This is a genomic window from Bacillus cereus group sp. BfR-BA-01350 (assembly GCF_022663775.1).
In the GTDB taxonomy this organism is placed as follows: Bacteria; Bacillota; Bacilli; order Bacillales; family Bacillaceae_G; genus Bacillus_A; species Bacillus_A paranthracis.
Genome location: NZ_JAKUGD010000017.1, coordinates 1 through 26487 on the forward strand (window position 1 = coordinate 1; position 26487 = coordinate 26487).

Sequence of the window (26487 nt, forward strand, 5' to 3'; positions counted from 1 at the left end):
ACCTCAAGGTGTTCAAGGACCAGCAGGCGCTACGGGCGCTACGGGGGCTCAAGGACCTCAAGGTGTTCAAGGACCAGCAGGGGCTACACGTGCTACGGGGGCTGAAGGACCTCAAGGTGTTCAAGGACCAGCAGGCGCAACAGGTGCTACTGGTGCTCAAGGTGCTACTGGTGCAACCGGACCAGCGGGTACACCAATTCCTGTAACGATCGCGGCAATCGGAAACTCAAATCCACAAACTATATCACCTGGAACAAACCTTCAATTCAATCAAGTGTTTGAATTAACTAATATCTCTTTCAATGATACTTCAGATACTTTAACGATTTTAGAAACAGGCGTATATGATATTAGTTTCTCAGCGTCTACAACTTTCCCAGGGTCTTCACCATTTGGATTCGGTATTTCATTCAATGGTCAACCACCTACTCGTAATTTCTCAACTAACGTTATCGGTAGTGCTGTTTCTTTCTCTACAATTGTTACTTTACAAGCTGGTACAACGATTGCTATACAGCCTACAGCAAACACTATTTCTATTCCAAACACAGGCGATACAACAGCAACACTATCTGTATTCCGAATTTACTAATTTTCGCTTAAGAAGTATATTTATAATAATATGTATCGTTTAACCATGCATTAAATCTCTCTTTATATAGAAAGGAGCACTTATTTGGGAGGATAAGTGCTCCTTCTTTACGTTTCTTTACCTCAAATTTACTCTATCTTAATCCTTATTTTGTATGATAAATAGTGAAGTCAAAGATATGAAAGAGGGATGAAAATGAGAGTTATGTCACTAATACGCATTTGGTTTGCACTTATGGTATGCATTATTTTATGTGTAGGATTTTTTTTAACTCTAAAATATTCCACTATATCAAAAGCAGAGAGAAAAACTGCTCCATACAAACTTTTGTATACAAAACAAAGCAACATCCCTTATTCCAATTCCACAAATAATGAAAAAAGGGTTATAAAAGGAATGCTTATTACGAAAGCTTCTAGTTCCGAGGCGTTACTCCAAATTGCTGAAACGATTAAAAATCAGTATACAAATAAAAAAATCGATGAAATCACACTTTCTATCCACAATGAGAATAACGGTAATTACGAAGAAGAATTACCTTATGAACCTATAAGCAAAGGTAGAATAAGTGTCACATACGATTCCGAATCCTATGGCAGTACGAACATTATACTTAACGAATAATAGCTAATAAGGATAGATGAAAATCTCTACCATTTAAAGTTTCATTTTGTTTTTCATACAAAAAAGAGGCGAATTTCGTTATTCGCCTCTTTCTTTTACCAAAATGAAGGAATCCATTCTTTCACTTTATCAAGCCACTCTTGTTGCTCTTGTTTTCGTTGTTGTTCCTCTTCTTTCCTTCTCTTCTCTTCTTTCCTTCTCTTCTCTTCTTCTTTTCTTCGTTTTTCCTCTTCTATTGTAGTCAATTGTTTTTTATAATCAGCCTCAGATATGAGCGATAACTGAAATGCTTTTTGAGCTGGATTTGCGTTCGCTTTTTTCATAATATCCCGGAACATTGTCGTCGTAATTTGACTACCACCCGGAACATAATGATCGCTATCGGTTTTATCATATCCTACCCAAATCGCACCTACTAAATCTGGTGTGTATCCAACAAACCATGAATCCTTTGCACCGGTGCTCGGGCCATTTACAATTTGAGTAGTTCCTGTCTTACCTGCCGTATCAACATTATTAACTTTTGCCTTTTCGCCCGTTCCCTTTTCGACAACACCTTTTAATAAATATGTCATTTTTTGAGAAACTTTCTCACTCGTCACTCGTGTCTCTTTCTTATACCACTTTCCAAGCGTTTCACCTTCAGCATTTTGTATCTCCCTAATTGCATGAGCTTCCACTTGGACTCCGTCATTTGCAAATGTACTGTATGCTTGAGCCATTACAAATGGAGATGTCCCCACATGCATACCGCCTAAAGCAATCGGATACGTACGATCTTCTGGCACTAATGGAATACCAAATCGCTCTAAAGATTTCAATCCTTTATCTAATCCAATTTGTTCTAATAGCCACACAGCTGAAACATTATACGACTTTGCTACGGCTTCATACATTGTCACATCACCGTGAAAAGTATGATCGCTATTTTGTGGTTTATATTCTTTAATGTTAAATGGTTCATCTTTTAATATATCGTATACTTCATATCCTTGTTCTAACGCTGGTACATATACAGCCAAAGGTTTTAACGTTGAGCCCGGTTGTCTTTTTAATTGGGTTGCATGGTTAAACTGTAAAAACTGATACGGCCCTCTGCCTCCAACTAAAGCTGGTATACCACCTGTTTTGGGATTCATAAGAACTACACCCGTTTGCATGAGTTGGTCTGAGCCACTATCTTTGAAATAACTATCATTATTCACAACGTCTTCTACGGCCTGTTGTTTTTTCGGGTCAAGCTCTGTATAAATACGATAACCACCTGCTAAAATTTCATTTTGTGTTAATTCGTACTTGTCCATCGCCTCTCTAACAATATAATCTACATATTGAGAGTATTTTCCCTTGTATTTATCATCAACGCCACGTTTTAACACAAGTCCACTCTCTTTTTCTTTATTATACTGTTCGTCCGAAATATACCCTTGCTCTTTCATTAAACTTAATACGACATTACGTCTTTCAATTGACTTGTTAAAGTTTTTATAAGGTGAATACGCAGATGGTGCTTTAATCAAGCCCGCAATCGTTGCTGCTTCTGAAATTGTTAAATCTTTTACATCTTTATCAAAATAAGATTTAGCTGCTCTTTTTATACCCCAAGCACCTTCACCAAAATAAATTTGGTTCATATACATTTCAATGATTTCATCTTTCGTATACGTACGCTCTATTTTTTTTGTTAAAAAATATTCCTTAATTTTTCGAGAGTATGTGCGGTCTTGTGTCAGAAATACATTTTTCGCAAGTTGTTGTGTAATTGTACTTCCCCCTGCTACAACTTCTCCTGCTGTAATATTTTTAAAAACTGCACTTATAATTCCACTATAGTAAATCCCGTGATGGTTAAAAAATTCCTTATCTTCTACTGCAACAATGGCCTGAACCATAATATCAGGAATATCTTTCTTTTTTACGCCTTCTGTTTTAGAAGAAGCTAATTTAGTCGCAACTTCATTATTTGCATCATAAATTAAGGTCGGCTGCGGAACAGCTTGCTTTAATTCAGATATGTCTTGAATAGAAATTATTATATTTATAGCAATAAATAGAGTAGCGAGCAAACTTCCTAATACAATTAATGAATTACGAAGCTTCTTCCTCTTGTTGAACCACTCCTGCATTTTTTTTAAGTGAGTGTTCTTCAATTTCATTCGTTCACTTCCTTCGTTTGTTTACACTCTTCTTTTCAAAAGGAAGAATATACCTCCTTTTAAATTTATTATAATAACGTAGTCTTTCCTGTAGTGTAAAGCTTTTCTTTCACATTCATACTTTTTGCAAGAAAAGGACATTCTACAAGTAAGATATTCAATATTGATTATTAATATTATTAATACAACAATAAGAGTTATGTTAAGTTTTTGTAAACTTTTCGATAAAATGTTTTAAAAAACGACAGTTTTTTGTTAGAATTGACTAGCCAATATATTTTACATATATTACTTTTGTGGGGGTAACTAATAATGGTCTTTAAATCAAAAAAAGATAAATTTTCTGAAATGTTAATGAATGTTTCCGAAAATTTAAAAGAAGGCGCGCAGTTTTTCGTGGAGTATAAAATTAAAAATGCTAGCGATTTAAAAGAGTTTTCTATGCGCATGAAAGAGTATGAGTCAAAAGGTGACTCATTTATTCACGAAATCATTATGGAGCTAAACAAAGCGTTTATTACTCCTATTGAACGTGAGGACATCCTACAGCTTGCAATGAGTATGGATGATGTATTAGACGGATTAGATCATAGTGCTGGTCTATTCGAAATGTATTCTATTACAGAAGCTGATGAATACATGATTAAATTCGTAGAAGCAATTAATCAATGTGCGATTGAAATTGCAAACTCTGTTGAATTAATGTCTAACAAAAAATTAGTCGACATTCGTACAAATGCGATTAAGATTAAAGATTATGAATCACAATGTGATGATATTCGCCGTCACGCGATTAAGCACTTATTCTCTCGTGAAAAAGATCCAATTAAGATCATTCAATACAAAGAGATTTACGAAGAGCTTGAAGAAGTAGCGGATAGCTGCCAAAGCGTTGCAAACGTATTAGAAACAATTATTATGAAGAACGCGTAAGGAGTTTGATCATGGATACACTCTTGATACTGACCGTTTTAGTAGTCATTTGCGCTTTAGCTTTTGACTTTATTAATGGATTTCACGATACAGCAAACGCTATTGCAACGGCTGTTTCAACGAAAGCTCTAAAGCCTAGACATGCAATTATTATGGCAGCTATTATGAACTTTTTAGGTGCGATGACATTTACAGGTGTAGCAAAAACGATTACGAAAGATATCGTTGATCCGTTCGCTTTACAAAATGGTTCTCTTGTAATTTTAGCTGCTTTACTTGCGGCAATAGCATGGAATTTGATTACTTGGTACTACGGTATTCCAAGTAGTTCTTCGCATGCAATCATTGGCTCCATCGCAGGTGCAGCGATAGCTGCTGCTGGTTTTAGTTCATTAAACTTTAAAGGATTCATAAAAATTATTGAAGCTTTAATCATTTCACCAATTATCGCATTTGTTATTGGTTATATCGTATACAGTATTTTTAAAGTCGTCTTTAAAAACTTTAATTTAACGAAGACAAACAAAAACTTCCGTATATTCCAGATTTTCACTGCTGCATTACAAGCTTATACACATGGTACGAATGATGCGCAAAAAGCAATGGGAATTATTACAATGGCTCTTATGGCGAATAGTTATCATACTTCTAGCGACATCCCGTTCTGGGTACAATTATCTTGTGCCATTGCAATGGGTCTTGGTACTTCTGTCGGCGGATGGAAAATTATTAAAACTGTCGGTGGACAAATTATGAAAATTCGTCCTGTAAATGGTGTAGCTGCTGATTTATCATCATCTCTTGTTATTTTCGGGGCAACATTCATTCACTTACCAGTTAGTACGACGCACGTTATCTCCTCTTCTATTTTAGGGGTTGGTGCTTCTCATCGTGTAAAAGGTGTAAAATGGGGAACTGCAAAACGTATGTTAATTACTTGGGTTATCACACTTCCTATTTCAGCTTCATTAGCTGCTTTATTTTATTCTTTATTACACTTAATCTTTTAATTAAAAGTCGTCTTCCTTATTTTTCTAGGAAGACGACTTTTTTGTGAACAAAGCTTTTTCTCATGAAAAAGCGTGTATAATAATTGGTGGATAAGTTATATAGAGGAGTTGGCAATTTTGGAATACATCATGTTACTTTTCATCGGGCTAATCGCCGGGACAGTCGGGAGTCTAGTCGGACTTGGCGGCGGAATTATTATTGTTCCGTTATTAATCGGATTACATAGCCTGTCACCACAACTTGCAGTAGGAACTTCAATGGTAACAGTCGTTTTTACGGGACTATCTTCCACCCTTACTTATATGAAGCATAAACGAGTAGATTACAAAAGTGGACTTATTTTATTTATCGGGAGTGGCCCTGGTGGTATCATCGGCTCGTGGGCGAATAAATTTTTAAACCAAGATACATTTTCTTTATATTTTGGGATTTTTCTTATTTTTGTCTCCATTCTTCTTATGTTACGAGACAAATTAAAACCCCTTTCTTTATCAAATATGACTGTAATCAAGCGCTCTTTTACAGATAACGAAGGAAACACTGTACACTATCAATTCCCACCGCTTCTCGCTATCTTTATCGCCTTTATAGTTGGTTTTATATCTGGATTATTTGGAATTGGTGGCGGTGCTTTACTTGTTCCAGCAATGATGCTACTTTTTGCATTCCCAGCACATATTGCTGTAGCAACTTCGATGTTTATCGTATTTCTATCAGCAATTGTAAGTTCTGCAACTCACATCTCCCTTGGAAATGTTAGCTGGATTTACGCATTAATTCTTATTCCTGGTGCATGGATTGGTGGAAAAATCGGGGCATATATTAATACAAAATTAAGCGGTAACGCCGTAATTAATTTATTGCGTATCACATTAATTATTCTTGGGACTAGATTAATCATTACTTCTTTTTTATAACGCGTTCTTTTTAGAATGCGTTTTTTCTTATACACATGAATATAAAAATCCTCCTAAGAGAACAAATAAAATTAGACAAACACATAATAACATGTAATTGGAAATATGTACTTTCTTCACGTTGACCACTCCTATGACTGCGACTGTTATCTTTATGATAGCGAAAAAATAATTCAGTTGCAGTTACAAAGTGCTAACAATGCAAAATCATTTATTACAAATTTTATCCTTATATTTCATTTCTTTGTATATTCTATCGGTTTAATAAAAAAAGATGTCATATTGACATCTTTTTTAATGAAGAAGTGACCATCCCATAAAATCTTCATGTACTTGGCACGCCCTCTTATCGTTTCGATCATATAATTCAGCATAACTATCTGTTTCTTCATCATAAGCCATCGTATAAATAATTTGGCCGTCTACTTCAACGGATAACACGACTCCACCTTTCATCTCTTCTACATGAATGATGGCATTCGCTGGAATTCTCATATCCGTCATTTTTATCGCATCTAACAATATACTAAACCCCCTACAGCGTATTCATTGCTAGTACTATTACACACTAAATAGTATACTACTGTAATAGCATATATTTCGTCAATGAAATTGCTGTTGTAAAGTATATTATCTTTATACATATACGCTAAAATAAAAGAAATAGAAATGTTTAAATGGGGGGCTAACATTGATTTTACACAAAGGAGATGTACTATTCCGTCAAGGTGAGGACGGTCCTTTATATTTTATAAAAACAGGTTTATTAAAAGTAGTAAGGTTAGAAGAAAATGGAACACCATTTCTATTCAATATTATCGTTCCAGGAGAAACGATACCTCACCATTCTTTAATTTCACCGAAGGAATATCACGGTACAGCAATCGCTTTAATGAAAACAGAAGTTGAACCTATAATGAGTAATGAATGGTATGATCAACTTCAAGCGGATCCTGCATCATATGCAAATATCGCTATGCAATTACAGTCAAAATTAAGAATGATGCAGCAACGTATCGACCAATTGACGACCGTCTCTCCGAAAGAACGCCTTCATCGCTTACAAGAATGGTTCACACTATATTTAGGTGACATTCCTATATATGAAATATTAACGCAAACTGAAATTGGTCAACTGATCGGTATACGCCGTGAAACAGTAAATCGACTATTACGAGAACAAATAAAAAACGAGGTAAAATAACACCTCGTTTTTTTGCTTCTTAAAGCTCAATTTATTGTAAACTTGCTGCTGGACCGAAAAATTCATAATGAATATGTTCTTGTTTCACACCTAAATCAGTTAGTACAGCATTTATATGTTTCATAAATGGTATTGGACCACAGAAATAAAACTCTGCTTCAGTTGTCGGAATAATAGTTTGTAACCATTCTCTTTCAACAAAACCTTCTTTATCAAAGTTCTTCATTTCTAAATCTTTTTCAGTTGGTGCAGAATAACAAGTATATGCTTTAACTTGTTCATATTCATTATCTACTGCCTCAACGTGTTCTTTCATTGCATGTGTATTACTATTTAGTGCTGCATGAACAAAACATACATTACGTTTTGAATCTTGTTCAATTAACGTATTTAGCATACTCATCATTGGTGTAATACCTACTCCACCACTAATTAGGACAACTGGTAATGTTGAATCCATATTTAATACGAAATCTCCCGCTGGTGCACTTACTGGTAACATATCGCCTTCTTTTACATGATCATGTAAGTAATTAGATACTTTACCGTCCGGTGTATCTACACCTTTTTCTTTCTTGACACTAATACGATAATATTCTTTTCCAGGAGCATCTGATAAGCTATATTGACGATTATGTGTATATGTTTCACCTTCGATATTGATTTGAACCGTTACATATTGTCCTGGAATGAATGAAGAAACTTTCCCTCCATCTTCAGGTTTTAAATAAAATGACGTAATAACATCGCTTTCCTTCACTTTTTTAACAACTACAAAGTTACGGAAATCTTTCCATCCACCTTCTTTATGTGCCGCTTCTTCATACATCTCTGCTTCAATGCTAATGAATGCATCAGCAATGACACCATACGCTTCTCCCCATGCCTTTAATACTTCATCAGGTGCACCTGCGACCTCTTTAATTGCACGTAATAAACATGTACCTACAATCGGATAATGCTCTGCTTTAATACCTAAACTTCTATGCTTATGACCAATTTGTTTTACAACTGGAATAATAGCTTCTAAATTATCAATGTACGTTGCAGCTGCATAAACAGCATTCGCTAACGCTTGTTGTTGTCTTCCCTTTTTCTGATTTGTATGGTTGAAAATATTCAATAACTCCGGATGTTCCGAAAATAAAATTTCATAAAATCTCGTTGTAATTTCAACGCCTTTTTCCTGTAATAATGGTACTGTTGACTTTACGATTTCAATTGTTTTTTCACTTAACATTGTATCCCACTCCTCTATTTCCTTAACTGTTTTTAGTTTAACTGAATTGTATAATACAGATTGTGATTTTAATCACTATTAACACGGTGTTTTTGTGAAAAATATATGAACATTGAACTTACAAAATAAAATAAGCCAACTAGAATGCTAGCTCGCTTATTATTTAGACTGTATCGCTTGTTCAATTACCTTTATATCTTTCCCATCTCCAAATTCTGTATACCCCCAGATGTTCGTTTCACCTCTATATTTATTTACAATAATATCTAAGTCATGGTATACGCAATGTGCATACACTACATACTCAATATTTTGGAGCTCCACACCTTTTTTTACAATTTCATAGCTTCTATTTACATCACGTTTTATTTTTTCATTCTTTATGTCTGTATGTATATTTTTTAACGATGATTCTTGTTGTTGAAACCATTGTTTAAATTGGTTCCAGTCCCCTTCTGTATAATTCTCTGCTTTACCATAATTTAAGAAATTATTATAACTTTCATGTGTCATACGAATAAAATCTAGTACTTTTGTCTCTTCTTGCACATCTTCTATTTCAGCTGTTGTACTTACCTCAGCGGGCTTATTCGCATAATGTAATAATACTTTCATAAGACTATAGCTCGCAATGATCATTACGATAATAATCACGAATACATTTAACAATTTCTTCATATACAGAACTCCTTCTCTACTAAAGATATTACAATGTATGACTATACTTGTAACATTCTCTCGTAGAAATATAATTCCTGTATAAATTCTTCCTATCATTTCGACAATATTCTTTTATACATTTCTCGTTGGCAAATGTTCTTGTAAAACAATATATCCTTCATAAGCTGCGTAGCCAAGTATAGCCATTAATCCGATATAACAAGCAAATACCGTCCATTTCGTTTTTGTATCCACTTTATAGTAGTTTTCCTGTTGTCTCTTTTCCGCATCCCATTCCTCTAATTTTCTTTCTGACATTTCAAATGCTTCTCTTATATGAATGGTATGTGTTTCTTTTTCATCTTCATACGGGACGTAATCCAGTGGCTCAAACTTCGGTAACAAATACTCTAACACTTCAATCTTTTGAAATTCTCCTGTTTTTAATTCTTTCTCTCTTTCTTTTTGCCTTAATACATTTATTTCATGTTGCATCATATATATATTTCGATGCACAGCACCAGTTTCTTTTAACTCCTCTTCAAGCCTTGCAACATATTCTTTCATTCCATCAATTTTATATCCTAATTCCTTAATTGGCTCATCTCTTTTTATTACTCTATACAATTCCATACAGCCGATAATAACAATAAATCCTCCCAAAATACTTTTAAAATAAATTGAATACCCAAGTAGTAAAACAAGCCCTGCTCCCCAAATTTTCGTACTTACAACTGAAATAATCCGTCCCCCGTCTAACGGAGAAACCGGAATTAAATTAAAGAAATTAATCATACTTCCGAGTAAAATAATGAGCGCCCAAAACGGCTCTTTCGTTATCATATAAAGTGGAATAGCCGGTAAAAATGAAAGTAATCCGAAAAGAGGTCCCATATAGGCAATATATGCTTCATCTTTTGCATTTTTAGGCATCTCTTTCATCCCAATAAGAGCGCCCATAAATGGAATAAATATTGCTGGCGATGTTGGTATACCTTTTCTTTTCGCAGCCCATAAATGGCCCATTTCATGAATAAACAACAAATAAATGAGCGCTACCCCAAATTTCCAACCATATATAACCGCGTACGCACCAAGTGATAGAAACATACTAAATACCGTTGAAAACTTTGCTAATTTAAAAATTGCAAATACCCACTTTAACTTAGAAAGTAAAAATAGCCCTATTGCAACAAGAATTCCCCATAATCCTTTTTTATTATTTTTCATATTCCTCTCCTTTATCTTTCATTAATGAATCATATACATTCATCAAAGCTTGTTCTTTTCTCTATTATGACATATTTTTTTCTATTGTTAGAAATAATGTTTATATAATCCATTTTTAGCCAAAAATATAAATAAAAGGAGGTGCACACAATTGAATTTACAATCTCTCATAATAGGCGCTCTATCATTTTTAGCTTCAACTCTTATTTTTTATACCGTTAGTTACGTATTATTATTAGATTTGTTGCCCAATCACGTATTTATTGCCCTTATCATCCTTTCCGCTCTTATGATTTCTTTCCTTATTACACGAAAATCAATGAATGAGCCATCTGCAAAAGCAAAGTAATAGAGAGGGGCGTCCCCTCTCTATTATCATTTCCTAGGAAAGTACATATAAAATTGAAAAATTTTTATTCCCCCCAATCCGTAAGGACTAAATAAAGATTCACTTTACCTTTGTAAATTCATTTTTTCACCATACTCTTTAACAATTTGAATAATATTTTGAAAAACACCTATTTTTTCTTGTTTACTATTTAATATTTTTAAATCATAATTTTCATAATATGTTTCTAATGACTTTAATTGTGATTCTGAAGCACCTTGTACCGGAACAGTAGCATGCAATTCATACTGTTTATATCCTTCCTTTACCTGTTCTCCTAAGATTTTTTCACTCTCTTTTGCTCCAATTAATTTTTGAACTTTTTCTGGAAAAATAACCTGCAAATAGTATTTTTGTTCCTTCTCTAACTTGTTGTATAGTGATTGTGAAATCGTATACCGTACTGTATAATTCACTTTTTGATCGCCGGCTTTAATATGAAACGCGGTAATCTGCAAATCTTTTTTCGTTACTTCCGTTAAAGGACCTACTTGTATCTCATCTTCTTTTTGTTCTGATACATTTGGAAATATAGCCAAAAGCTTTTCTGTATCTTTTTTATTCAGCATATACATAGCTTTCTTATGTTGTATCCATCCTCGTCTATCCTCTCCTCTTAGCCATGCATAATATGTTTCCTTTTTCCCATCTCTACTAATTTGTATTTCATATTCAGGTTCACCGAAGCTACCTGTTATTTCTTGTTTTTCAGCTTTATCTATAATGTCTATTACTACATTAGCTTCAGATTCCTGTAACTTTTTCTCTTTATCTTTTTTTTGTATAACGGTTACCTCTATTGTTTCTTTCACTTCATTCACCGTCTCTTCCACTTTTTTTGTTTCTTTTTTTTGCTCAACTTGACTACAAGATGCTAGTAACATAGCAAATAACAGCACTACATATTTCCTTCTCACCTTAATCCTCCTTTTACAATAAGAAACTCTTATAATCTTCATATAAAAAACAAAAACGTGACACACTATAAAATACGCTATACTAAGCATTGAAAGGAGGTCTTTTTCATGCCCATTAATTTTCACGATGCAAATAATAAATACACATACGCACAGCGAAACGCTCATATTTCTTGGAGAGAAATGATAAAAAATATTACAGACATACAAAACAAACGAATAATTGATATCGGCTGTGGTGGCGGGATTTATACGAAAGAACTTGCTCTTATGGGAGCAAAAAGTGTTGTTGGGCTTGATTTTTCAAAAGAAATATTACAAGCTGCAAAAGAAAACTGTAGTGGATTTTCAAATATTTCATTCATTCACGGTGATGCACATAGTACTCCATATCCTAACGATACATTCGACATTGTTATTTCGCGTGCGGTTATTCATCATTTGCAAGACATTCCTACATTTCTACGTGAAGCTTCTCGTATATTAAAGAAAAACGGTGTACTTATTGTACAAGACCGAACCATTGAAGATTGTACAATTCCTGGAAGCCCTGAACACATTCGTGGATATTTTTTCTCTATATTTCCGAAACTTATCGAAATAGAATCAAAAAGACGACCAAAAACCACCACGATACAACAAGAATTACAAAAATATTTTCTTCACGTGTTCCCCACTCAAACACAATGGGAAGTACGAAAAATACATGATTCTGTAGAAGCATTATTGCAAGATTTATCTCCCCGAACAGGTCGATCCATTCTATACGAATTAACAGATTATGAACTTTCTCAACTTCTACAACAAGTACAGACTGCCTTACAAAACGTCGCTCCTATTATCGAAAGGGATCGGTGGACCATTTGGAGCGCCATGAAGTTGTAAGGAAGGAAGCCTCACAAAATAATGTGAGGCTTCCTTCTTTCATAATCTAATTTTGCAACACTCTTGATACCCTCCACTTCTGGCCTGTGCACTTCCACACTTCGGACATACTAAATATCTAGACTGATTTGTCAACAAACTACCTTTTTGAAAGAGTAAAACTTCTGCTTGTTTAAACGAACGCGAATAATATAACCACATAAAACCAATTATAGCAATAATGCCAAATAATACTCCCATCGCAAGCATTCCAGTCACCTCTTTTGGTTTGTTCTTTCCAGCAAGTGGATTGTTGTATTATTCTCTGTAAATTCAAATAATCCCTTCTTTACTCCTATAAATATCAACTTTCTCTATAATTTTTACAATTCTCCGCAAATTTTTACTTCTGTTTTACAAGTCAATTTACATCAACTATTCATTTCAAAACAAATAACATTTCCGCATATATATATTTTATTAAAAAATATATTGACTTTCTAAAAAAAAAATGTGACAATACTTTCAGAATACTTGAATAAAAATTCATTGACGAGAACGAGTACGTTATAGAACTGTTCCCCAGAGAGTTGGCGATTTGCTGAAAGCCAACGTTCAGTGCGTAGCCGAAAATCATCTCCGAGAAGTAGAACCGAATGTTATAGTAAGTTCTTACCGGCTGTCCCCCGTTACAAGGAACACGTATCATGTTGTACGTTGCAAAGCCGTATACATATAGAATTATTTCTACATGTATAAATTAGGGTGGTATCGCGGGTAAATAAAACTCGTCCCTTTCTTTAGGGACGAGTTTTTTGTGTTCTTACAAATGAATTTTAAAAAAGGAGGAAAAACAATGAACACTGTATCAAAAAAACATATTTTTTTCACGGGTCTTATGCTATTTTCTTTATTTTTTGGGGCAGGTAATTTAATTTTCCCTCCCATGCTTGGACAAAATGCAGGTGAAAACTTTTGGCCAGCAATGATTGGATTTTTACTAACAGGAGTCGGTTTACCACTACTAACTGTTATCGCAATTTCTTTATCAGGAAATGGTATGCAACAACTTGCAAGTCATGTTCACCCATTATTCGGAATATTCTTTACGGTAGTTGTATACATTGCCATTGGTCCTTCTATGGGTATTCCACGCGTTGCAAATGTCGCTTATGAAATGGGCGTAAGTTCTTTCTTACCAGAAACAATCCGTTCTAGCAGCCTAGTGCTATTTGTATATACAATCATATTCTTTGCTATCGTATTTTGGCTGAGCTTGAATCCATCTAAACTTGTAGATCGCATTGGAAATATATTAACACCTATTTTATTACTCTCTATTTTCTTATTGTTTGTTAAAAGTGTATTTACACCACTTGGGCAATCAGGACCAGCGATGCAAGAGTATCAAACTTCCCCGATCTTCAAAGGATTTATGGAAGGATACTTAACGATGGATACCATTTCAGCACTTGCATTTGGAATTATCGTTGTAAATGCTATTCGCTCTAAAGGTGTGAATGATCCTAAATCCATTGCCATCGCAACAGCAAAAGCAGGACTTATTGCCGCTACTGGTCTCGTACTTGTATATGGTGCGCTTGGCTGGCTCGGTACAACTAGCGTCTCGCTCGGATATGCAAAAAATGGCGGACAGTTACTTACTGTCATCGTACAACAATTATTCGGTCCATACGGCTTACTTCTACTAGCTCTAATCGTTACACTCGCTTGCTTAACGACATGTGTTGGACTCGTATCTGCATGTAGTCAATATTTCTCAACATTATTGACTAAATTTTCATACAAAACATTTGCAAGTATCATTTGTGCTTTAGGGTTACTAGTTGCTAACTTAGGTTTAACAAAAATCATTGCCATCTCTGTTCCAATTCTACTTGTTGTATATCCAATTGCAATTGTACTTGTTCTACTATCGTTACTGCATAAATATTTTGGGGGATATCGTTCTGTTTATGTAGGTGCTTTAATTGGAGCAGCTATAGTGAGCGTATTTGATGGATTAAAACAAGGGGGTATTTCAGTTTCATTTATCACATCATATTTTGAATTTATCCCTTTATATAATGAAGGAATAGGCTGGCTAGTACCTGCATTAGCCGGAGCTCTTATTGGCCTTGCAATCGCTAAGCTAAGTGGCGCGAAAAAAGTTCCCTTACTAACCGAATCTCGTGAAGTAAAAGCATCCTAAAAAAACTCCCAAAAGGGAGTTTTTTACTTTTGATAAGCAGTATGATTAAAACTGCTTATTTTATACGCTTTCGTATAATAGTCGATATTTGTATCCACTGTTTCTACTTTGACGACATCATAGCAATCTTCTTGCTTTATTAAAAATAAATAGTACTCTTCTGTCGCCTCAACAATTGCAATTTTATCTGTTTCAACATTATATTGTTCACAAAGCGCTTGTAATGCGTTCACATAATCCCCTAATTTTTTTGATTTATCCATGCCAAATATCGTTTGAACTAACATATACATTCTCCCCTTTATATGTACTGTTAACAACTTAATGATAACGCTTACATATATTAGCGTCAATAAAAAGATTCGGTGCAAACTAATAATCAGTGGGAATAGCTCCCCACTGATTAAAGTTTCACTGTATCATTTCGTCAATTGATGTCGAAACGCATAAATAACCGCCTGTGTCCGGTCACTTACATTTAGCTTATTTAATATATTGCTCACATGTGTCTTTACTGTTTTGAGGGCAATAAACAACTCATCTGCAATCTCTTGATTACTTTTCCCCTCTGCAATTAATAACAAAATTTCAGACTCTCTTTCTGTTAACTCCTCATGCAAAGGTTGTTCTTTCTTCTGACGCATACGAGACATCATTTTACCAGTAACTTTCGGCTCTAATACCGTTTCTCCATCATAAGTAGCTCGTACAGCGTCTGCTATATCACTCGCTCTTGATGTTTTTAATAAATAACTTGTCGCTCCAGCCTCAATAACAGGATACAATTTCTCATCATCTAAAAAACTCGTTACAACTACAATTTTTGCTTCTGGCCATTCTTGAATAATAGCACGTGTTGCTTCAACACCATCCATCTCATCCATGACAAGGTCCATCAAAATAATATCCGGCCTTAATTGCAAAGCTAACTCTGAACCTTTTCTTCCATTTTCAGCTTCTCCAACTACTTCAATATCTGGCTGCGTTGATAAATATGCTGATACACCCATTCGAACCATTTCATGATCATCCACTAGTAATACTTTTATCATGATTCTCCCCCTCTCTCAATCATAATCGGTACTTTTACTTCTATTTGTGTACCTTTATTTGGAAAACTAAGCACTTTTAATGTACCACCAATTTCATGAACTCGCTCTTGCATTGATCTTAATCCGTAAGAACCTGCCTTATTCACTCCTACTTTAAAACCTACACCATCATCAATAATTTTCAATATTGCATATTGATCAATTTTTCGAAGACGCACTTCCGTTTTCTTTGCCTTCGCATGACGTAAAGTGTTAGATAGCGCCTCTTGTACAATGCGGAATAAGTGATCTTCTACACCTTTTTTTAATTGAATCGGTTCAATTAACCATTCAATTTTCATATGTTGCTTTCTAGATAGTTCTGTTAATAATTCTTCTATACCTTCTGTTAGTTTCTTACCTTCTAACTGTACTGGGCGTAAATGAAGAAGCAATGCTCTCATCTCTGATTGTGCATTTACAACCATATTTTCAACAAGTTGCAACTGCTTTTTCGTCGTTTCTGGAAATTCAGCTACTTGTTCATTAATAGCCGACATCATCATCGACATTGCAAAAAGCTGCTGACTTACAGAATCATGCAGCTCCCTCGCCAATCGATGCCTTTCTTGGGAAATCGCTTCTTGTCTCATCTCTTCATTCCAATGAGCTCGTTCATTCGTTACTTTTTGAAAGAGTCCAGCTTGCTCCTCTAATCGACGAGCCAGACCGATTACTTTTCGTTCCACTTCATGAAATTCATCATCTGCAGTAAACGAAACATCGCTTGGAAAATTCCCTCGCTCCACTTCAAATAGAAATGTATTTAACCCTTGTATACGCTGCTCTATATAGTAACCGATTGCATATCCTACAATTCCCCCGATAAGTAAACTTGTAGTCATAATAAACAAGCCAATTGGAACAGAAGCGATGGATTCCTTCCATAATAAATCATATACTTGTTGCTCACTTTTCCATACATATACAATTGTACAAATGAGTGCGATACTAACTGAGGACAACATAGAATAACGAATATACATCCACGAAATATTTTTTTGTTTCTTCATTATACTTTCCTCACTTCCGTATCGCCTACGACAAGCGAAGAAATAATTTTAATACGACGAGGAGCCTCTTTATACTGCTCTGTTCTAAATGTAACATTGCGGTTAAACCCCGTCTCCTCATGACCTGGCAAGAGCACACGTCCGACAATAACAGAATGATTTAAAGACAGTTCAATATCATATGGCACATATAAACGAATATTACCAACGACACCCCGAATAACAATTACCGTCTCCCCTTCAGGAATCATAGCAGTTGTTAAATCTATTTCCACATCACAAGCACCATATTGAACATTAATATCCTCAAGTTCATAAATATGATCCATCATTCGTACATTACCTACAAACATGTTTTTTAAATATGGTTCTGTACGATATATTTGTTTCTCTTCGTCTATAATCACTTTTTCTTTAATTTCAACCTTCATTGCCTTTTGCTTATGTCCTTGTTGAATCAATTGATAACCAATTAAAGCTAAACAAGCAAATACGACAAGAACAAATGCTGCTGATGAAAATAAGAAGAATAAAAATACGATACCACCAACAAATAAAAATACATTTCCCCGTACATAACGATTCTTTTTACGATAATGTCTTCCAAACATAAGCATAATAAATGCAAAAATAAGACCACCTGGTTCAAAATGTCCAAGTATCATATCAAGAAAAAGACCGAATCCAAATATGATGAGGAGCATCCCCATTAATTGTGTTTTTGAAAAATGCTTCTTCATTTCAGCTCCCCCCTTCTTGTCACATATACATAGAAGAAAAGGCATTGCTTTCCAACACCTTTTCTCCTATCACTATATCATAAGCCTGTTTTATAATATACTACTATTATTTTGTTAACTCTTTCGTTAACGATACATCATTCTTTTCTTTCATTTCACGCTCAAGTTTTGCAATTTTCATATCAAATGTGTCACGTTCATGCTCATCATTCATACGAGTTTCTAAGTCACGAATATGCTCTTCAATTTCTTCAAAGCGTAAGAATGGATTATTTTCATCCATTTTATGCATCGCAGTATTCATACGACGATTTGCATGTGCCATATTTTCACGTGCCATTAATTCCATACGTTTTGCGTGCATTTCTTTTAATTTATTTTTCATTTCAGAAAGACGACGCTCTAACTCATCAATTTGCTCTACAACACCTGCATACATTTCTTCTAATCGAGTTACTTGCCCTTCATAGTAAGCTACTTCTTCTAATGCACGCTCATGTAGTTGTAATTCGCCTGCTTCTTGAGCGATAAGCGCTTGCTTTGATCTTTTATTTACGAAATAACGAGCTTGCTCAAGCTCACGAGCAAAGTTAGATTTTAATGTTTTATGACGCTGAATTAACTTCTCAATTTTTGTTATTTCACGCTCACTATCGCGTAAATATTGGTTTAACATAGCAATTGGGTTTTTTCTTTCTTTCTCATCTAATACATTATGAAAATCTGCTAAAATTGCATCGCGTACACGTCCGAATAAAGATTGTTTCATTATAATCTTCCTCTCTTCTACTTTATAAATTTGATTTGATTTATTTTTTATTAGTTTTTCATTAACTTGTTCCACTCATCTTCAAAGTTGCTATATGGTTTAGAACTTTCTGGAGCAGAATCAACAACTACATCTTTTTCTTTTTTCCACTCACGGTATCCGTAGTATAAAACTACTAATGCGGCAATACCGATTAATGCTGGGGAATGAGAAAGGGCGATGGACAAGCCGATTAAACCAACAATACCCCAAGCTAACTTTCCAAAAAATGATTGTGCTCGCACAAATGATTTATAGCTCCAGTACACAACTCCTGCTCCAATTGCGAATCCTATAATACCAGCAAGACTGCCAAGAGCAATTAAAGCTAAAATACCAGCCGCGATAAACGCTAGAAATTGTTTCATCTTGTGCTTGCCTCCCTTCGATTTGATACTCTTATCTTAACTATTTTTTCTTTTTTCCATAACGAGCTTAAGAACCGTTTTCAACTCAGACTTAAGACCGAGTTGCATTCAGCCTTTTGTAAAAACATAAGGTAGCATGAGATTATTCACTCTTTTATCGCACAAAAAAAGCCGCACAGAGAACATTCTCTGAACGGCTTTCGTTACTTTTAATAAACTTCATTTTCATTATGCTGTTTTATGATATTCTTTCTTTTCTGCTACTTTAGAAAACCTCGGGAAACCAATTAATATAGAAATGATTCCACATACTCCCACTAAGATCGGATAAAACGCATATGGTAACAATTCAATTGGAGATAACGCCGCAAATCCTGCTGCCGTTAACATTTGTGCACCATACGGAATTAATCCTTGCACACAGCATGAGAAAAGATCTAATACACTCGCTGATTTACGAGGATCAATTTCATATTGATCTGCAATGTTTTTTGCAAGTGGACCTGTAAAGATAATAGAAATTGTATTATTTGCTGTACACATATTCGTCATCCCTACTAAACCAGCGATACCGAACTCTGCTCCTTTTTTAGAACGAATGTTACGCGTTAAAAGATTCATTAAATATTGAATACCACCATTATATTGGATCAATTCAACCATACCGCCAATTAAAATAGCGAGTAATACTAACTCCATCATGCCGCCCATTCCAGTCGTTACACTTTTAAAGAAGCTCTCTAACGTGTAACTTCCATCTAAAAGACCGATAACCCCAGATAGTACAGTTCCACCAGTTAATACAATAAGTACATTCCAACCAAGTAGCGCTGTAATAAGTACTCCTGCATACGGTAAAATCTTTATCAAGTCAAAGCTATGCGCTTTAACTTGCGTGTCGCTTCCTAAAGTAAGAATTACTAATAGTACAATTGTAATAATAGCCGCTGGTAATACAATTAAAAAGTTCGTTTTAAACTTATCTTTCATTTCTGTTCCTTGTGAACGTACAGCTGCGATTGTTGTATCTGAAATAAATGATAAATTATCACCAAACATCGCCCCGCCAACAACGGTAGCCATTGCAAGCGCAATGGAGATATCAGTTTGCCCACTAATACCTACCGCAATCGGTGCTAATGCGGCAATTGTTCCCATTGAAGTTCCCATTGCTAATGAAATAAATGCCCCTATAACAAAAATTCCAGCTATAATAAATCCTTGCGGTAAAATTGATAACGCTAAGTTAACTGTAGAATCAACGCCGCCCATCCCTTTTGCCGTTTCAGAAAATGCTCCTGCAAGTACAAAGATTAGAACCATAATCATAATATCTGGGTTTCCTGCACCTTTAGCAAATCTTTCTACTTTTACATGAAAGCTTTCTTTACGATTCATCGCTAAAGCGACTCCTACAGCAATTGAAATTGCTACAAGTATCGGCAATTTATAGAAATCACCTGTAATAATTCCAGAACCTATAAATAGCGCCAAAAATATCCCAAGTGGTAATAAAGCTAAACCATTTCCTCTCGTTTCTTTCAAAGTACCATCTCTCCCTAGTTTCAACCTTTTTTCTAATGAATAACAAAAGACCTCTTCCAACGAGAAGAGGTCTTATACATCTATAAGAAACGCTCTTCTCATCTTTCAAGCACATGCTTGCTGGATTTGGCACAGCACTCTAAAATCGAGTCCGCTGCCGAGGCATCGTAGGGCCAGTCCCTCCGCCTCTCTTTATAAGAAGGTTTGATATTTATTTTTTAATAATAATTTCTTCCCTAACTTTACTCGCTTACAAAACAAAAGTCAATTATTTTTTGTATAGATTTTTTTGGTAATTATACAAAAATTTGAATACAATAATCATTTTAACTTTTTGATTTCTTCTTCCAATATTGAAATCCAATAAAATTCATTATTTTTTATTGCAGCTATAATCCACTTTGTAGTGTACCAAGCTAACTCATACTCTTCTTTTGTAACATCGCCACTTTTATAAGCATCCTCTAACTCATCTTCATCCAATACATACATTTTACCATTCGGTAATAATACCACATCTAAATATAAATCATCAAAATACGGTAAACCACGCTCGTCTATTTCATAGTCTTTCGCCACATCGATATAATATTGCACTAATTCCTTTTGATCATCTAACATAGCGGTAATCGCAAAGTTTTTCCCGTCTATGAAATATTGAATCCACGTATACTGATTGCCAGCAATACATAGCTCTTTCCCGTCATATTCTTTACAACTAGGTTCTCTCACCTTTTTTATTTCCAGTATTCCTAGCATTCCCTCTTCTATTTGCTTAACCGTATAATTCCTTTCTATTAGTCGCTTCCACGAAGAACCGTCACCATATTTACGTTTCATTACGTCCGCTTCCCTTCTATATAGAAAAGCCCTCACATATTATGTGAGAGCTTTTTTCAAATTATAATTAAGCTGCTTGCTTATTAGAAATTTCTTTCAAATAGGCTTGTCCTTTTTCAGCGTCATATTGACCTTCCCATTTAGACATAACTACAGCTGCTAAAGAGTTACCTACAACGTTAACTGCTGTACGAGCCATATCTAAAATACGGTCAATACCGGCGATGAATGCTAAACCTTCAGGTGGAATACCTACTGTACCAAGTGTCGCTAATAATACAACGAATGATACGCCCGGTACACCTGCGATACCTTTTGATGTAACCATTAATACAAGTAATAATGTAATTTGTTGTGTAATAGATAAATCAATACCGTACATTTGCGCTAAGAAAATAGCTGCAATTGCTTGATATAAAGTTGATCCATCTAAGTTAAATGAATAACCTGTCGGAATAACGAAAGATGTAATTGCTTTCGGACAACCGAACTTCTCCATTTTCTCCATAATTTTCGGTAAAACTGTTTCTGAACTCGCTGTAGAATATGCTAAGATCAGCTCGTCTTTTAAAATCTTAAAGAATTGGAAAATGTTAATTCCAAATATTTTCGCTGTAAGTCCTAAGACAACTACAACGAAGAAAATCATTGCCCCGTATACTACAATTAATAATTTCCCTAATGGAATTAACGAAGCAAGACCAAATGTAGAAACTGTAACTCCAATTAGTGCAAACACACCAAATGGTGCAAATTTCATAACTTGATTTGTTACGTAAAACATCGCATCAGCTACACCTTGGAAAAATTGAAGAACCGGTCTTCCTCTTTCACCAATTGCTGCTACACCTAAACCAAATAATACAGAGAAGAAGATAATAGCAAGCATATCTCCGTCAGCTAATGACTTCATAATGTTTGTTGGAACAATATTTACAAATGTATCTGCAAACGAATGACTTTGTACTTGCTCTGTCGTATGTGTATATTTCGAAATATCTGTCTTTGTTAACTGCTCCATATTCACGCCTTTTCCTGGTTGGAAAATATTCGCAATTAATAGACCGACAATAATTGCAATTGTTGTAATAATTTCAAAGTAAATAATTGTTTTTCCGCCTAGTCGGCCTAATTTTTTTACATCGCCAACACCAGCAACCCCAACAACAATACTTGCTACAACAATCGGTACAACGATCATTTTAATTAATCGGATGAAAATATCACCAATTGGTTGTAAGTAACTCACCACTGCCGGATTGCCAAAGAAAATCGCTCCAACTGCAATACCAAGCGCAAGCCCTATTAAAATTTGCCATGCAAGTCCTATTCTTTTCATATTTGTTGTAACCCCCTCTTCGATGTTTCACTCTATCTCTCATTCTATCTATCTTTATAAAACTTGAAATTAAGAGTATTACATATTATTCGACAATTCACTACATTTTGTCCCTGTTAAAAATCATAAATCAAAATTTAAAATCTGACAACAAAATAACTTTGCCCGAACGCAAATAATTTTCTTGACAAAAATAAAACCCATGTCAGAAAACCTAACATGAGAACGATTCCTTACTAGTATTTTATTGAGTTTCCAAATTAAATTTCACTACATAAAATAGACCTATTTATTCCTTTATTTAACAAAACGTAATCCAGAACACACCTTTGTTACACAAACTAAAAAATAGAATCACCATTACAATTACCGTAAAAAAATGATAAATTCCGACAAAACTTAGTAATTTTATAAAATTTTCTTTACATTATGGTTACAACGATAGACACTCTTCTTCTTATGATATATAACATTCATAGGGAAAGGAGCCAGACAACCATGAAAAAGAAATTTGTAGCGTTCAGCGTTTTAGCAGCAGGAACGATTTTTGCTTCCCCGTTACTTTCACCCGCATACGCTGAAACGAATCAAGATAAATTATCTAATATTCAATCTGAATTAGAAGGAAAACAAAATGACTTACAAAATAAATCAGCCGAGAAAGAACAAATAGAAAAGGAAATTCAAGAATTACAAAAGAAAATCGACGATTTAACTACTTCTATTAATAAAAACGAGGCTGAATTAAACGATACAAAAAAAGAAATTAGTAAAACACAACAAGTAATCGCTGAAAAAAAGAAACATATAGAGCAATTACAAACAAACATAGATACACGCCAGGAAGTTATTAAGCAACGTTTGCAATCTATGCAAGAAAAACCTCGCACAAATATTATTACAGAGGTATTAACAACTTCTACAAACATCGCTGATCTTGTTGATAATATGTACTCTGTAAGTTTAATTTTAAACAACGATACCGATATTGTGAAAAAACAAACAACTGACCAAAATGCTGTAACGAAAGAAAAAGAGGCGGTTGAGAAAAAAGAGCAAGAATTAAAAGAAGCTGAACAGAAATTAGTTCACAAACAACAAGAGTTGCAAACGAATCAGCAACAGCAGCAAACCTTTATTAGCGATCTACATACGAAAGTAGCAAAAGTAGATTCAGAGATTGAAGGATTAGAAGAATCTAAAGGTATTTTAGAAAATCAGCGTCAAGCTGTTCAAAAAGCAATTGAAGAGGAAAAACGTGCAGAAGAAGCTCGTAAAGCTGAGGAAGCCCGCAAGGCAGAAGAAGCTCGTAAACAAGCTACTACATCTGCTCAAAAAGCTCAAGCAGCTCCAACACCACACGATACAAATATTGGCGGCTTTATTAAACCAGCAGCCGGATCAAAAACTTCTGGGTTTGGCGTGCGCTCTATAGATAACCATAAAGGAATCGATATCGCTGCTTCAGGAACTGTTCCAATTATTGCCGCTGCAGATGGCGTTGTTATTCGCTCAGAATTATCATCTAGTTACGGAAATGTTGTGTACTTATCTCACCGTATTAACGGAAAAACATATACAACAGTATATGCTCATATGAGTAGCCGTTCTGTATCAAATGGACAAACTGTAAAACAAGGAACTCAACTTGGATTTATGGGGAATACTGGCCAATCATACGGACAACATTTACACTTTGAACTTCATCTGGGAGAATGGAATGTCGGTAAGACAAACGCAGTTGATCCATCTCCTTATATCGGATTATAAAAAAACTCGGTGCATACCGAGTTTTTTTATTTCCACTTCACACACTATAGGCATTCTACATAGACTATAACTAAATGCCTATAGTTTACGGGGTGAATTATATGAATACACAATTACAACAAGAAATACAAGAAGCTAGAGAGACTTTTATTGGCCGGATATTTACATTTGGCGGCTCAGTTTTATTTTTAATCGGGTCATTCCTCGCAGTCGTCACAGCCTATAAAGCATATAATCGTTTATTAAATACACCTACAACATAATAAAAAGACGGAGATTTCTCCGTCTTTTTATTATGCAAACATTTTAAATACACCTATCACATTTAAAAATACAATAATTACAGTTACTGGAATAACATAACGAAGTAAGAAGAACCAAATATTAAATAATGTTTTCCCTTTCGTTTCCGTAACTTCTAATTCTTTCATTAACATTTCTTTACTCATTTTATTTGGTACGAATAGCGAAATAGCTAGTACCCCTAACGGCAGCAATACGTTACTTACTGAGAAGTCGACTAAGTCAAAGAATGTTTTCCCAAATATTTTCACATCACTCATAATACCAAACGATAACGCTGACGGAATTCCAACCGCAAAAATTAGAATACCAATTAATAATGATGCTGACGGACGCTTTTTCTCATTATCTTTCGCAACAGATGCTACTACAATTTCAAGCATGGAAATCGCAGATGTTAGCGTTGCAAAGAAGAATAACACCAAAAACATAATGAAGAAAAATTGTCCAAATGGTATTTTCGCAAATACCGCTGGAAGGACGATAAATAGTAACCCCGGTCCTTCAGTCGGCTTAACACCTAATGCGAAAATCGCTGGAAAAATCGCTAATCCTGCAAGTACTGTAATAAAAACAGTTAAACTTACAATAGATGTTGCTGATTTTGCTAAATGTTCTTCTTTCTTCAAATAAGAACTATACGTGACCATTACCGAGGCCCCAACTGTTAGCGAGAAGAATGATTGTCCCATCGCGTATAAAATCGTATCTGCTGTCAGCTTTGAAAAATCTGGTTTTAAGAAGAACTCTACCCCAGCAAAAGCACCATCCAGTGTTAACGCACGAACAATAATTGCAATAAACAAAATAAATAATAGCGGCATCATATACTTACTTGCTTTTTCTATCCCTTTCTCTACACCTTTACTTACAACAAAAATCGTACAAAGCATAAAGACAAATTGCGCTCCAATCGCGCTTACTGGATTTGAAATCGTCTCACCGAATAATTGCCCATAATCAGTCACTCCATTCCAGAAACTTCCTGTCACACTATAGTATAAGTAAAGTAAAATCCATCCACCTACAACACTATAAAAAGATAGTACACTAAAACAAGTAACAACTCCCATACGACCAATCCAAGGATATAACTTGCTATTTGGCACCAATACTTTATACGCTGTAACTGCCTCTTTTTGCGTACTACGTCCAATAACAAATTCAGCTAAAAGGAGTGGCATACCTATAAATAAAGTTAATAGTAAAAATACAAGGAAGAATGCGCCTCCCCCTCCATTACCTGCAACATATGGAAATTTCCATATTGCACCAAGACCTACTGCGGCTCCGGCTGCTGCGAGTACAAAGCCTATTTTCGACGTCCATTGCTGTGTTTCTTTCATCATAAATTCTCCTTTTCTGAATATTTAAACTTTTATTAATTATACACTTTCATTTCATACTCGCACACCTCCTTTAGAAAATAAAAAAGTCCCCTACACGCAAATATGCATGTAGAGGACGATATATGTAATGTTAATACCGTGGTACCACCTCAATTGGATTGACAAATCCCACTTGTTCAAGTACAGGAAAAACTCCGATACTCTATCCTTTTAACGGCGGAACCCGGGTTGCCTACTACAATGTTCAACATACCTCTCGCAAGCCCATTCTGTATATTTTATCGTACCGGGCTCACACCTTACCCCAGCTCTCTGAACGTATCAAATATACATACTCTTCTTGCTCATCGATTTCATCTATTGAAGTTACTTG

28 protein-coding genes, 1 riboswitch and 2 other annotated features are annotated in these 26487 nt (G+C 34.9%); of the genes, 11 read left to right on the forward strand and 17 right to left on the reverse strand.

Annotation, left to right across the window (positions count from 1 at the left end):
- Positions 1–592: Gly-Xaa-Xaa repeat protein (locus MR147_RS24295; protein ID WP_242304807.1), on the forward strand; the 592-nt coding region annotated here is incomplete at its 5' end.
- 195 nt (positions 593–787) lie between these two features.
- A complete protein-coding gene (locus MR147_RS24300) occupies positions 788–1216 on the forward strand; it encodes a hypothetical protein (protein WP_001265566.1) in 429 nt (142 codons plus the stop codon).
- A 95-nt stretch (positions 1217–1311) separates the two neighbouring features.
- On the opposite strand, the gene MR147_RS24305 is transcribed toward MR147_RS24300, so the two are convergent.
- Complete coding sequence (locus MR147_RS24305) at positions 1312–3372, reverse strand: transglycosylase domain-containing protein (protein WP_074609416.1); 2061 nt, start codon at positions 3370–3372, stop codon at positions 1312–1314.
- Between the two features lie 312 nt (positions 3373–3684).
- Between MR147_RS24305 and MR147_RS24310 the strand changes: the two genes are divergently transcribed.
- The 3 genes from MR147_RS24310 (at position 3685) to MR147_RS24320 (ending at position 6233) form a co-directional block, all read left to right on the forward strand.
- Positions 3685–4305 carry a DUF47 domain-containing protein gene (locus tag MR147_RS24310; RefSeq protein ID WP_000231448.1) on the forward strand — a complete coding sequence of 207 codons (621 nt, stop codon included), beginning with the start codon at positions 3685–3687 and terminating at the stop codon, positions 4303–4305.
- Between the two features lie 11 nt (positions 4306–4316).
- Entirely contained in the window at positions 4317–5315 is a 999-nt protein-coding gene (locus tag MR147_RS24315) for an inorganic phosphate transporter (RefSeq protein ID WP_000380271.1), read from the forward strand.
- Between the two features lie 117 nt (positions 5316–5432).
- Positions 5433–6233, forward strand: a complete 801-nt coding sequence (locus tag MR147_RS24320) for a sulfite exporter TauE/SafE family protein (protein ID WP_000455758.1) — start codon at positions 5433–5435, stop codon at positions 6231–6233.
- Between the two features lie 294 nt (positions 6234–6527).
- Here the strand turns inward: MR147_RS24320 and MR147_RS24325 are convergent, their stop codons facing one another.
- Entirely contained in the window at positions 6528–6755 is a 228-nt protein-coding gene (locus MR147_RS24325) for a hypothetical protein (RefSeq protein ID WP_000882907.1), read from the reverse strand.
- A gap of 169 nt (positions 6756–6924) precedes the next feature.
- Here MR147_RS24325 and MR147_RS24330 point away from each other — a divergent pair, with 169 nt between their 5' ends.
- Positions 6925–7437, forward strand: a complete 513-nt coding sequence (locus tag MR147_RS24330; RefSeq protein WP_000600590.1) for a Crp/Fnr family transcriptional regulator — start codon at positions 6925–6927, stop codon at positions 7435–7437.
- A gap of 31 nt (positions 7438–7468) precedes the next feature.
- Here MR147_RS24330 and hmpA read toward each other — a convergent pair whose 3' ends face one another.
- The 3 genes from hmpA to MR147_RS24345 all read right to left on the reverse strand — a co-directional run bounded on the left by hmpA (position 7469) and on the right by MR147_RS24345 (position 10567).
- Positions 7469–8677: an NO-inducible flavohemoprotein gene (hmpA, locus tag MR147_RS24335; protein WP_074609415.1), complete on the reverse strand. Its 1209-nt coding sequence runs from the start codon at positions 8675–8677 to the stop codon at positions 7469–7471.
- A gap of 159 nt (positions 8678–8836) precedes the next feature.
- Entirely contained in the window at positions 8837–9355 is a 519-nt protein-coding gene (locus MR147_RS24340) for a hypothetical protein (protein WP_242304808.1), read from the reverse strand.
- A 114-nt stretch (positions 9356–9469) separates the two neighbouring features.
- Entirely contained in the window at positions 9470–10567 is a 1098-nt protein-coding gene (locus MR147_RS24345; protein ID WP_071741634.1) for a site-2 protease family protein, read from the reverse strand.
- A 151-nt stretch (positions 10568–10718) separates the two neighbouring features.
- Between MR147_RS24345 and MR147_RS24350 the strand changes: the two genes are divergently transcribed.
- Positions 10719–10916 (forward strand): hypothetical protein, encoded by a 198-nt coding sequence (locus MR147_RS24350; RefSeq protein WP_001053353.1) that lies wholly within the window; start codon positions 10719–10721, stop codon positions 10914–10916.
- A gap of 104 nt (positions 10917–11020) precedes the next feature.
- Here the strand turns inward: MR147_RS24350 and MR147_RS24355 are convergent, their stop codons facing one another.
- The gene (locus MR147_RS24355; RefSeq protein WP_242304809.1) at positions 11021–11872 is read right to left on the reverse strand and encodes a YhfM domain-containing protein; all 852 of its coding nucleotides are present in this window, start codon (positions 11870–11872) and stop codon (positions 11021–11023) included.
- Between the two features lie 108 nt (positions 11873–11980).
- Here MR147_RS24355 and MR147_RS24360 point away from each other — a divergent pair, with 108 nt between their 5' ends.
- Positions 11981–12757, forward strand: a complete 777-nt coding sequence (locus tag MR147_RS24360; RefSeq protein WP_074609411.1) for a class I SAM-dependent methyltransferase — start codon at positions 11981–11983, stop codon at positions 12755–12757.
- Between the two features lie 39 nt (positions 12758–12796).
- Here the strand turns inward: MR147_RS24360 and MR147_RS24365 are convergent, their stop codons facing one another.
- Positions 12797–13006, reverse strand: a complete 210-nt coding sequence (locus MR147_RS24365; RefSeq protein WP_000880630.1) for a hypothetical protein — start codon at positions 13004–13006, stop codon at positions 12797–12799.
- Between the two features lie 270 nt (positions 13007–13276).
- Positions 13277–13535, forward strand: a binding site (T-box leader).
- A 57-nt stretch (positions 13536–13592) separates the two neighbouring features.
- On the opposite strand from MR147_RS24365, the gene brnQ3 reads away from it, so the two are divergent.
- Positions 13593–14948: a branched-chain amino acid transport system II carrier protein BrnQ3 gene (brnQ3, locus tag MR147_RS24370; protein WP_074609409.1), complete on the forward strand. Its 1356-nt coding sequence runs from the start codon at positions 13593–13595 to the stop codon at positions 14946–14948.
- Between the two features lie 23 nt (positions 14949–14971).
- Here brnQ3 and MR147_RS24375 read toward each other — a convergent pair whose 3' ends face one another.
- From MR147_RS24375 to gltP, 9 genes are all read right to left on the reverse strand, one after another.
- Complete coding sequence (locus tag MR147_RS24375) at positions 14972–15310, reverse strand: DUF3922 domain-containing protein (RefSeq protein WP_139302860.1); 339 nt, start codon at positions 15308–15310, stop codon at positions 14972–14974.
- A gap of 57 nt (positions 15311–15367) precedes the next feature.
- Positions 15368–16000, reverse strand: coding sequence for a response regulator (locus tag MR147_RS24380; RefSeq protein WP_000598709.1), 633 nt, complete (start codon positions 15998–16000; stop codon positions 15368–15370).
- A complete protein-coding gene (locus MR147_RS24385) occupies positions 15997–17052 on the reverse strand; it encodes a sensor histidine kinase (protein WP_074609405.1) in 1056 nt (351 codons plus the stop codon). The genes MR147_RS24380 and MR147_RS24385 overlap by 4 nt, the downstream gene beginning before the upstream one ends.
- A complete protein-coding gene (gene liaF, locus MR147_RS24390) occupies positions 17052–17792 on the reverse strand; it encodes a cell wall-active antibiotics response protein LiaF (RefSeq protein ID WP_074609403.1) in 741 nt (246 codons plus the stop codon). The genes MR147_RS24385 and liaF overlap by 1 nt, the downstream gene beginning before the upstream one ends.
- A gap of 106 nt (positions 17793–17898) precedes the next feature.
- On the reverse strand, positions 17899–18561 hold the full coding sequence (locus MR147_RS24395; protein ID WP_000814145.1) for a PspA/IM30 family protein: 663 nt from the start codon (positions 18559–18561) through the stop codon (positions 17899–17901).
- A gap of 50 nt (positions 18562–18611) precedes the next feature.
- Positions 18612–18968: a lmo0954 family membrane protein gene (locus MR147_RS24400; protein WP_000808632.1), complete on the reverse strand. Its 357-nt coding sequence runs from the start codon at positions 18966–18968 to the stop codon at positions 18612–18614.
- Positions 18969–19196: 228 nt separating this feature from the next.
- Positions 19197–20513 (reverse strand): Na+/H+ antiporter NhaC family protein, encoded by a 1317-nt coding sequence (locus tag MR147_RS24405; RefSeq protein WP_074609402.1) that lies wholly within the window; start codon positions 20511–20513, stop codon positions 19197–19199.
- A gap of 95 nt (positions 20514–20608) precedes the next feature.
- Positions 20609–20714: riboswitch (SAM riboswitch) on the reverse strand.
- Between the two features lie 120 nt (positions 20715–20834).
- A complete protein-coding gene (locus MR147_RS24410) occupies positions 20835–21353 on the reverse strand; it encodes a ribonuclease FAU-1 family protein (RefSeq protein ID WP_074609400.1) in 519 nt (172 codons plus the stop codon).
- Between the two features lie 67 nt (positions 21354–21420).
- Positions 21421–22692, reverse strand: coding sequence for a glutamate/aspartate:proton symporter GltP (gene gltP / locus MR147_RS24415; protein WP_071727969.1), 1272 nt, complete (start codon positions 22690–22692; stop codon positions 21421–21423).
- Positions 22693–23190: 498 nt separating this feature from the next.
- On the opposite strand from gltP, the gene MR147_RS24420 reads away from it, so the two are divergent.
- Together MR147_RS24420 and MR147_RS24425 are read left to right on the forward strand one after the other, a co-directional pair.
- Positions 23191–24462: a murein hydrolase activator EnvC family protein gene (locus tag MR147_RS24420; RefSeq protein WP_074609398.1), complete on the forward strand. Its 1272-nt coding sequence runs from the start codon at positions 23191–23193 to the stop codon at positions 24460–24462.
- 101 nt (positions 24463–24563) lie between these two features.
- The gene (locus MR147_RS24425; RefSeq protein WP_001095994.1) at positions 24564–24725 is read left to right on the forward strand and encodes a hypothetical protein; all 162 of its coding nucleotides are present in this window, start codon (positions 24564–24566) and stop codon (positions 24723–24725) included.
- 30 nt (positions 24726–24755) lie between these two features.
- On the opposite strand, the gene MR147_RS24430 is transcribed toward MR147_RS24425, so the two are convergent.
- Complete coding sequence (locus MR147_RS24430; protein ID WP_000665448.1) at positions 24756–26111, reverse strand: sodium-dependent transporter; 1356 nt, start codon at positions 26109–26111, stop codon at positions 24756–24758.
- Positions 26112–26222: 111 nt separating this feature from the next.
- Positions 26223–26471: a binding site (T-box leader), on the reverse strand.
- Between the last annotated feature and the right edge of the window lie 16 nt (positions 26472–26487).

Excerpts from the sequence above, each read along its gene's own strand:
- liaF (WP_074609403.1), bottom strand. The coding sequence starts at position 17,792 with ATGAAGAAGCATTTTTCAAAAACACAATTAATGGGGATGCTCCTCATC.
- MR147_RS24310 (WP_000231448.1), top strand. The coding sequence starts at position 3,685 with ATGGTCTTTAAATCAAAAAAAGATAAATTTTCTGAAATGTTAATGAAT.
- MR147_RS24430 (WP_000665448.1), bottom strand. The coding sequence starts at position 26,111 with ATGAAAGAAACACAGCAATGGACGTCGAAAATAGGCTTTGTACTCGCA.
- MR147_RS24340 (WP_242304808.1), bottom strand. The coding sequence starts at position 9,355 with ATGAAGAAATTGTTAAATGTATTCGTGATTATTATCGTAATGATCATT.
- MR147_RS24345 (WP_071741634.1), bottom strand. The coding sequence starts at position 10,567 with ATGAAAAATAATAAAAAAGGATTATGGGGAATTCTTGTTGCAATAGGG.
- MR147_RS24420 (WP_074609398.1), top strand. The coding sequence starts at position 23,191 with ATGAAAAAGAAATTTGTAGCGTTCAGCGTTTTAGCAGCAGGAACGATT.
- brnQ3 (WP_074609409.1), top strand. The coding sequence starts at position 13,593 with ATGAACACTGTATCAAAAAAACATATTTTTTTCACGGGTCTTATGCTA.
- MR147_RS24385 (WP_074609405.1), bottom strand. The coding sequence starts at position 17,052 with ATGAAGAAACAAAAAAATATTTCGTGGATGTATATTCGTTATTCTATG.
- MR147_RS24300 (WP_001265566.1), top strand. The coding sequence starts at position 788 with ATGAGAGTTATGTCACTAATACGCATTTGGTTTGCACTTATGGTATGC.
- hmpA (WP_074609415.1), bottom strand. The coding sequence starts at position 8,677 with ATGTTAAGTGAAAAAACAATTGAAATCGTAAAGTCAACAGTACCATTA.
- MR147_RS24395 (WP_000814145.1), bottom strand. The coding sequence starts at position 18,561 with ATGAAACAATCTTTATTCGGACGTGTACGCGATGCAATTTTAGCAGAT.
- MR147_RS24400 (WP_000808632.1), bottom strand. The coding sequence starts at position 18,968 with ATGAAACAATTTCTAGCGTTTATCGCGGCTGGTATTTTAGCTTTAATT.
- MR147_RS24305 (WP_074609416.1), bottom strand. The coding sequence starts at position 3,372 with ATGAAATTGAAGAACACTCACTTAAAAAAAATGCAGGAGTGGTTCAAC.
- MR147_RS24425 (WP_001095994.1), top strand. The coding sequence starts at position 24,564 with ATGAATACACAATTACAACAAGAAATACAAGAAGCTAGAGAGACTTTT.
- MR147_RS24360 (WP_074609411.1), top strand. The coding sequence starts at position 11,981 with ATGCCCATTAATTTTCACGATGCAAATAATAAATACACATACGCACAG.
- gltP (WP_071727969.1), bottom strand. The coding sequence starts at position 22,692 with ATGAAAAGAATAGGACTTGCATGGCAAATTTTAATAGGGCTTGCGCTT.
- MR147_RS24410 (WP_074609400.1), bottom strand. The coding sequence starts at position 21,353 with ATGAAACGTAAATATGGTGACGGTTCTTCGTGGAAGCGACTAATAGAA.
- MR147_RS24380 (WP_000598709.1), bottom strand. The coding sequence starts at position 16,000 with ATGATAAAAGTATTACTAGTGGATGATCATGAAATGGTTCGAATGGGT.
- MR147_RS24365 (WP_000880630.1), bottom strand. The coding sequence starts at position 13,006 with ATGCTTGCGATGGGAGTATTATTTGGCATTATTGCTATAATTGGTTTT.
- MR147_RS24315 (WP_000380271.1), top strand. The coding sequence starts at position 4,317 with ATGGATACACTCTTGATACTGACCGTTTTAGTAGTCATTTGCGCTTTA.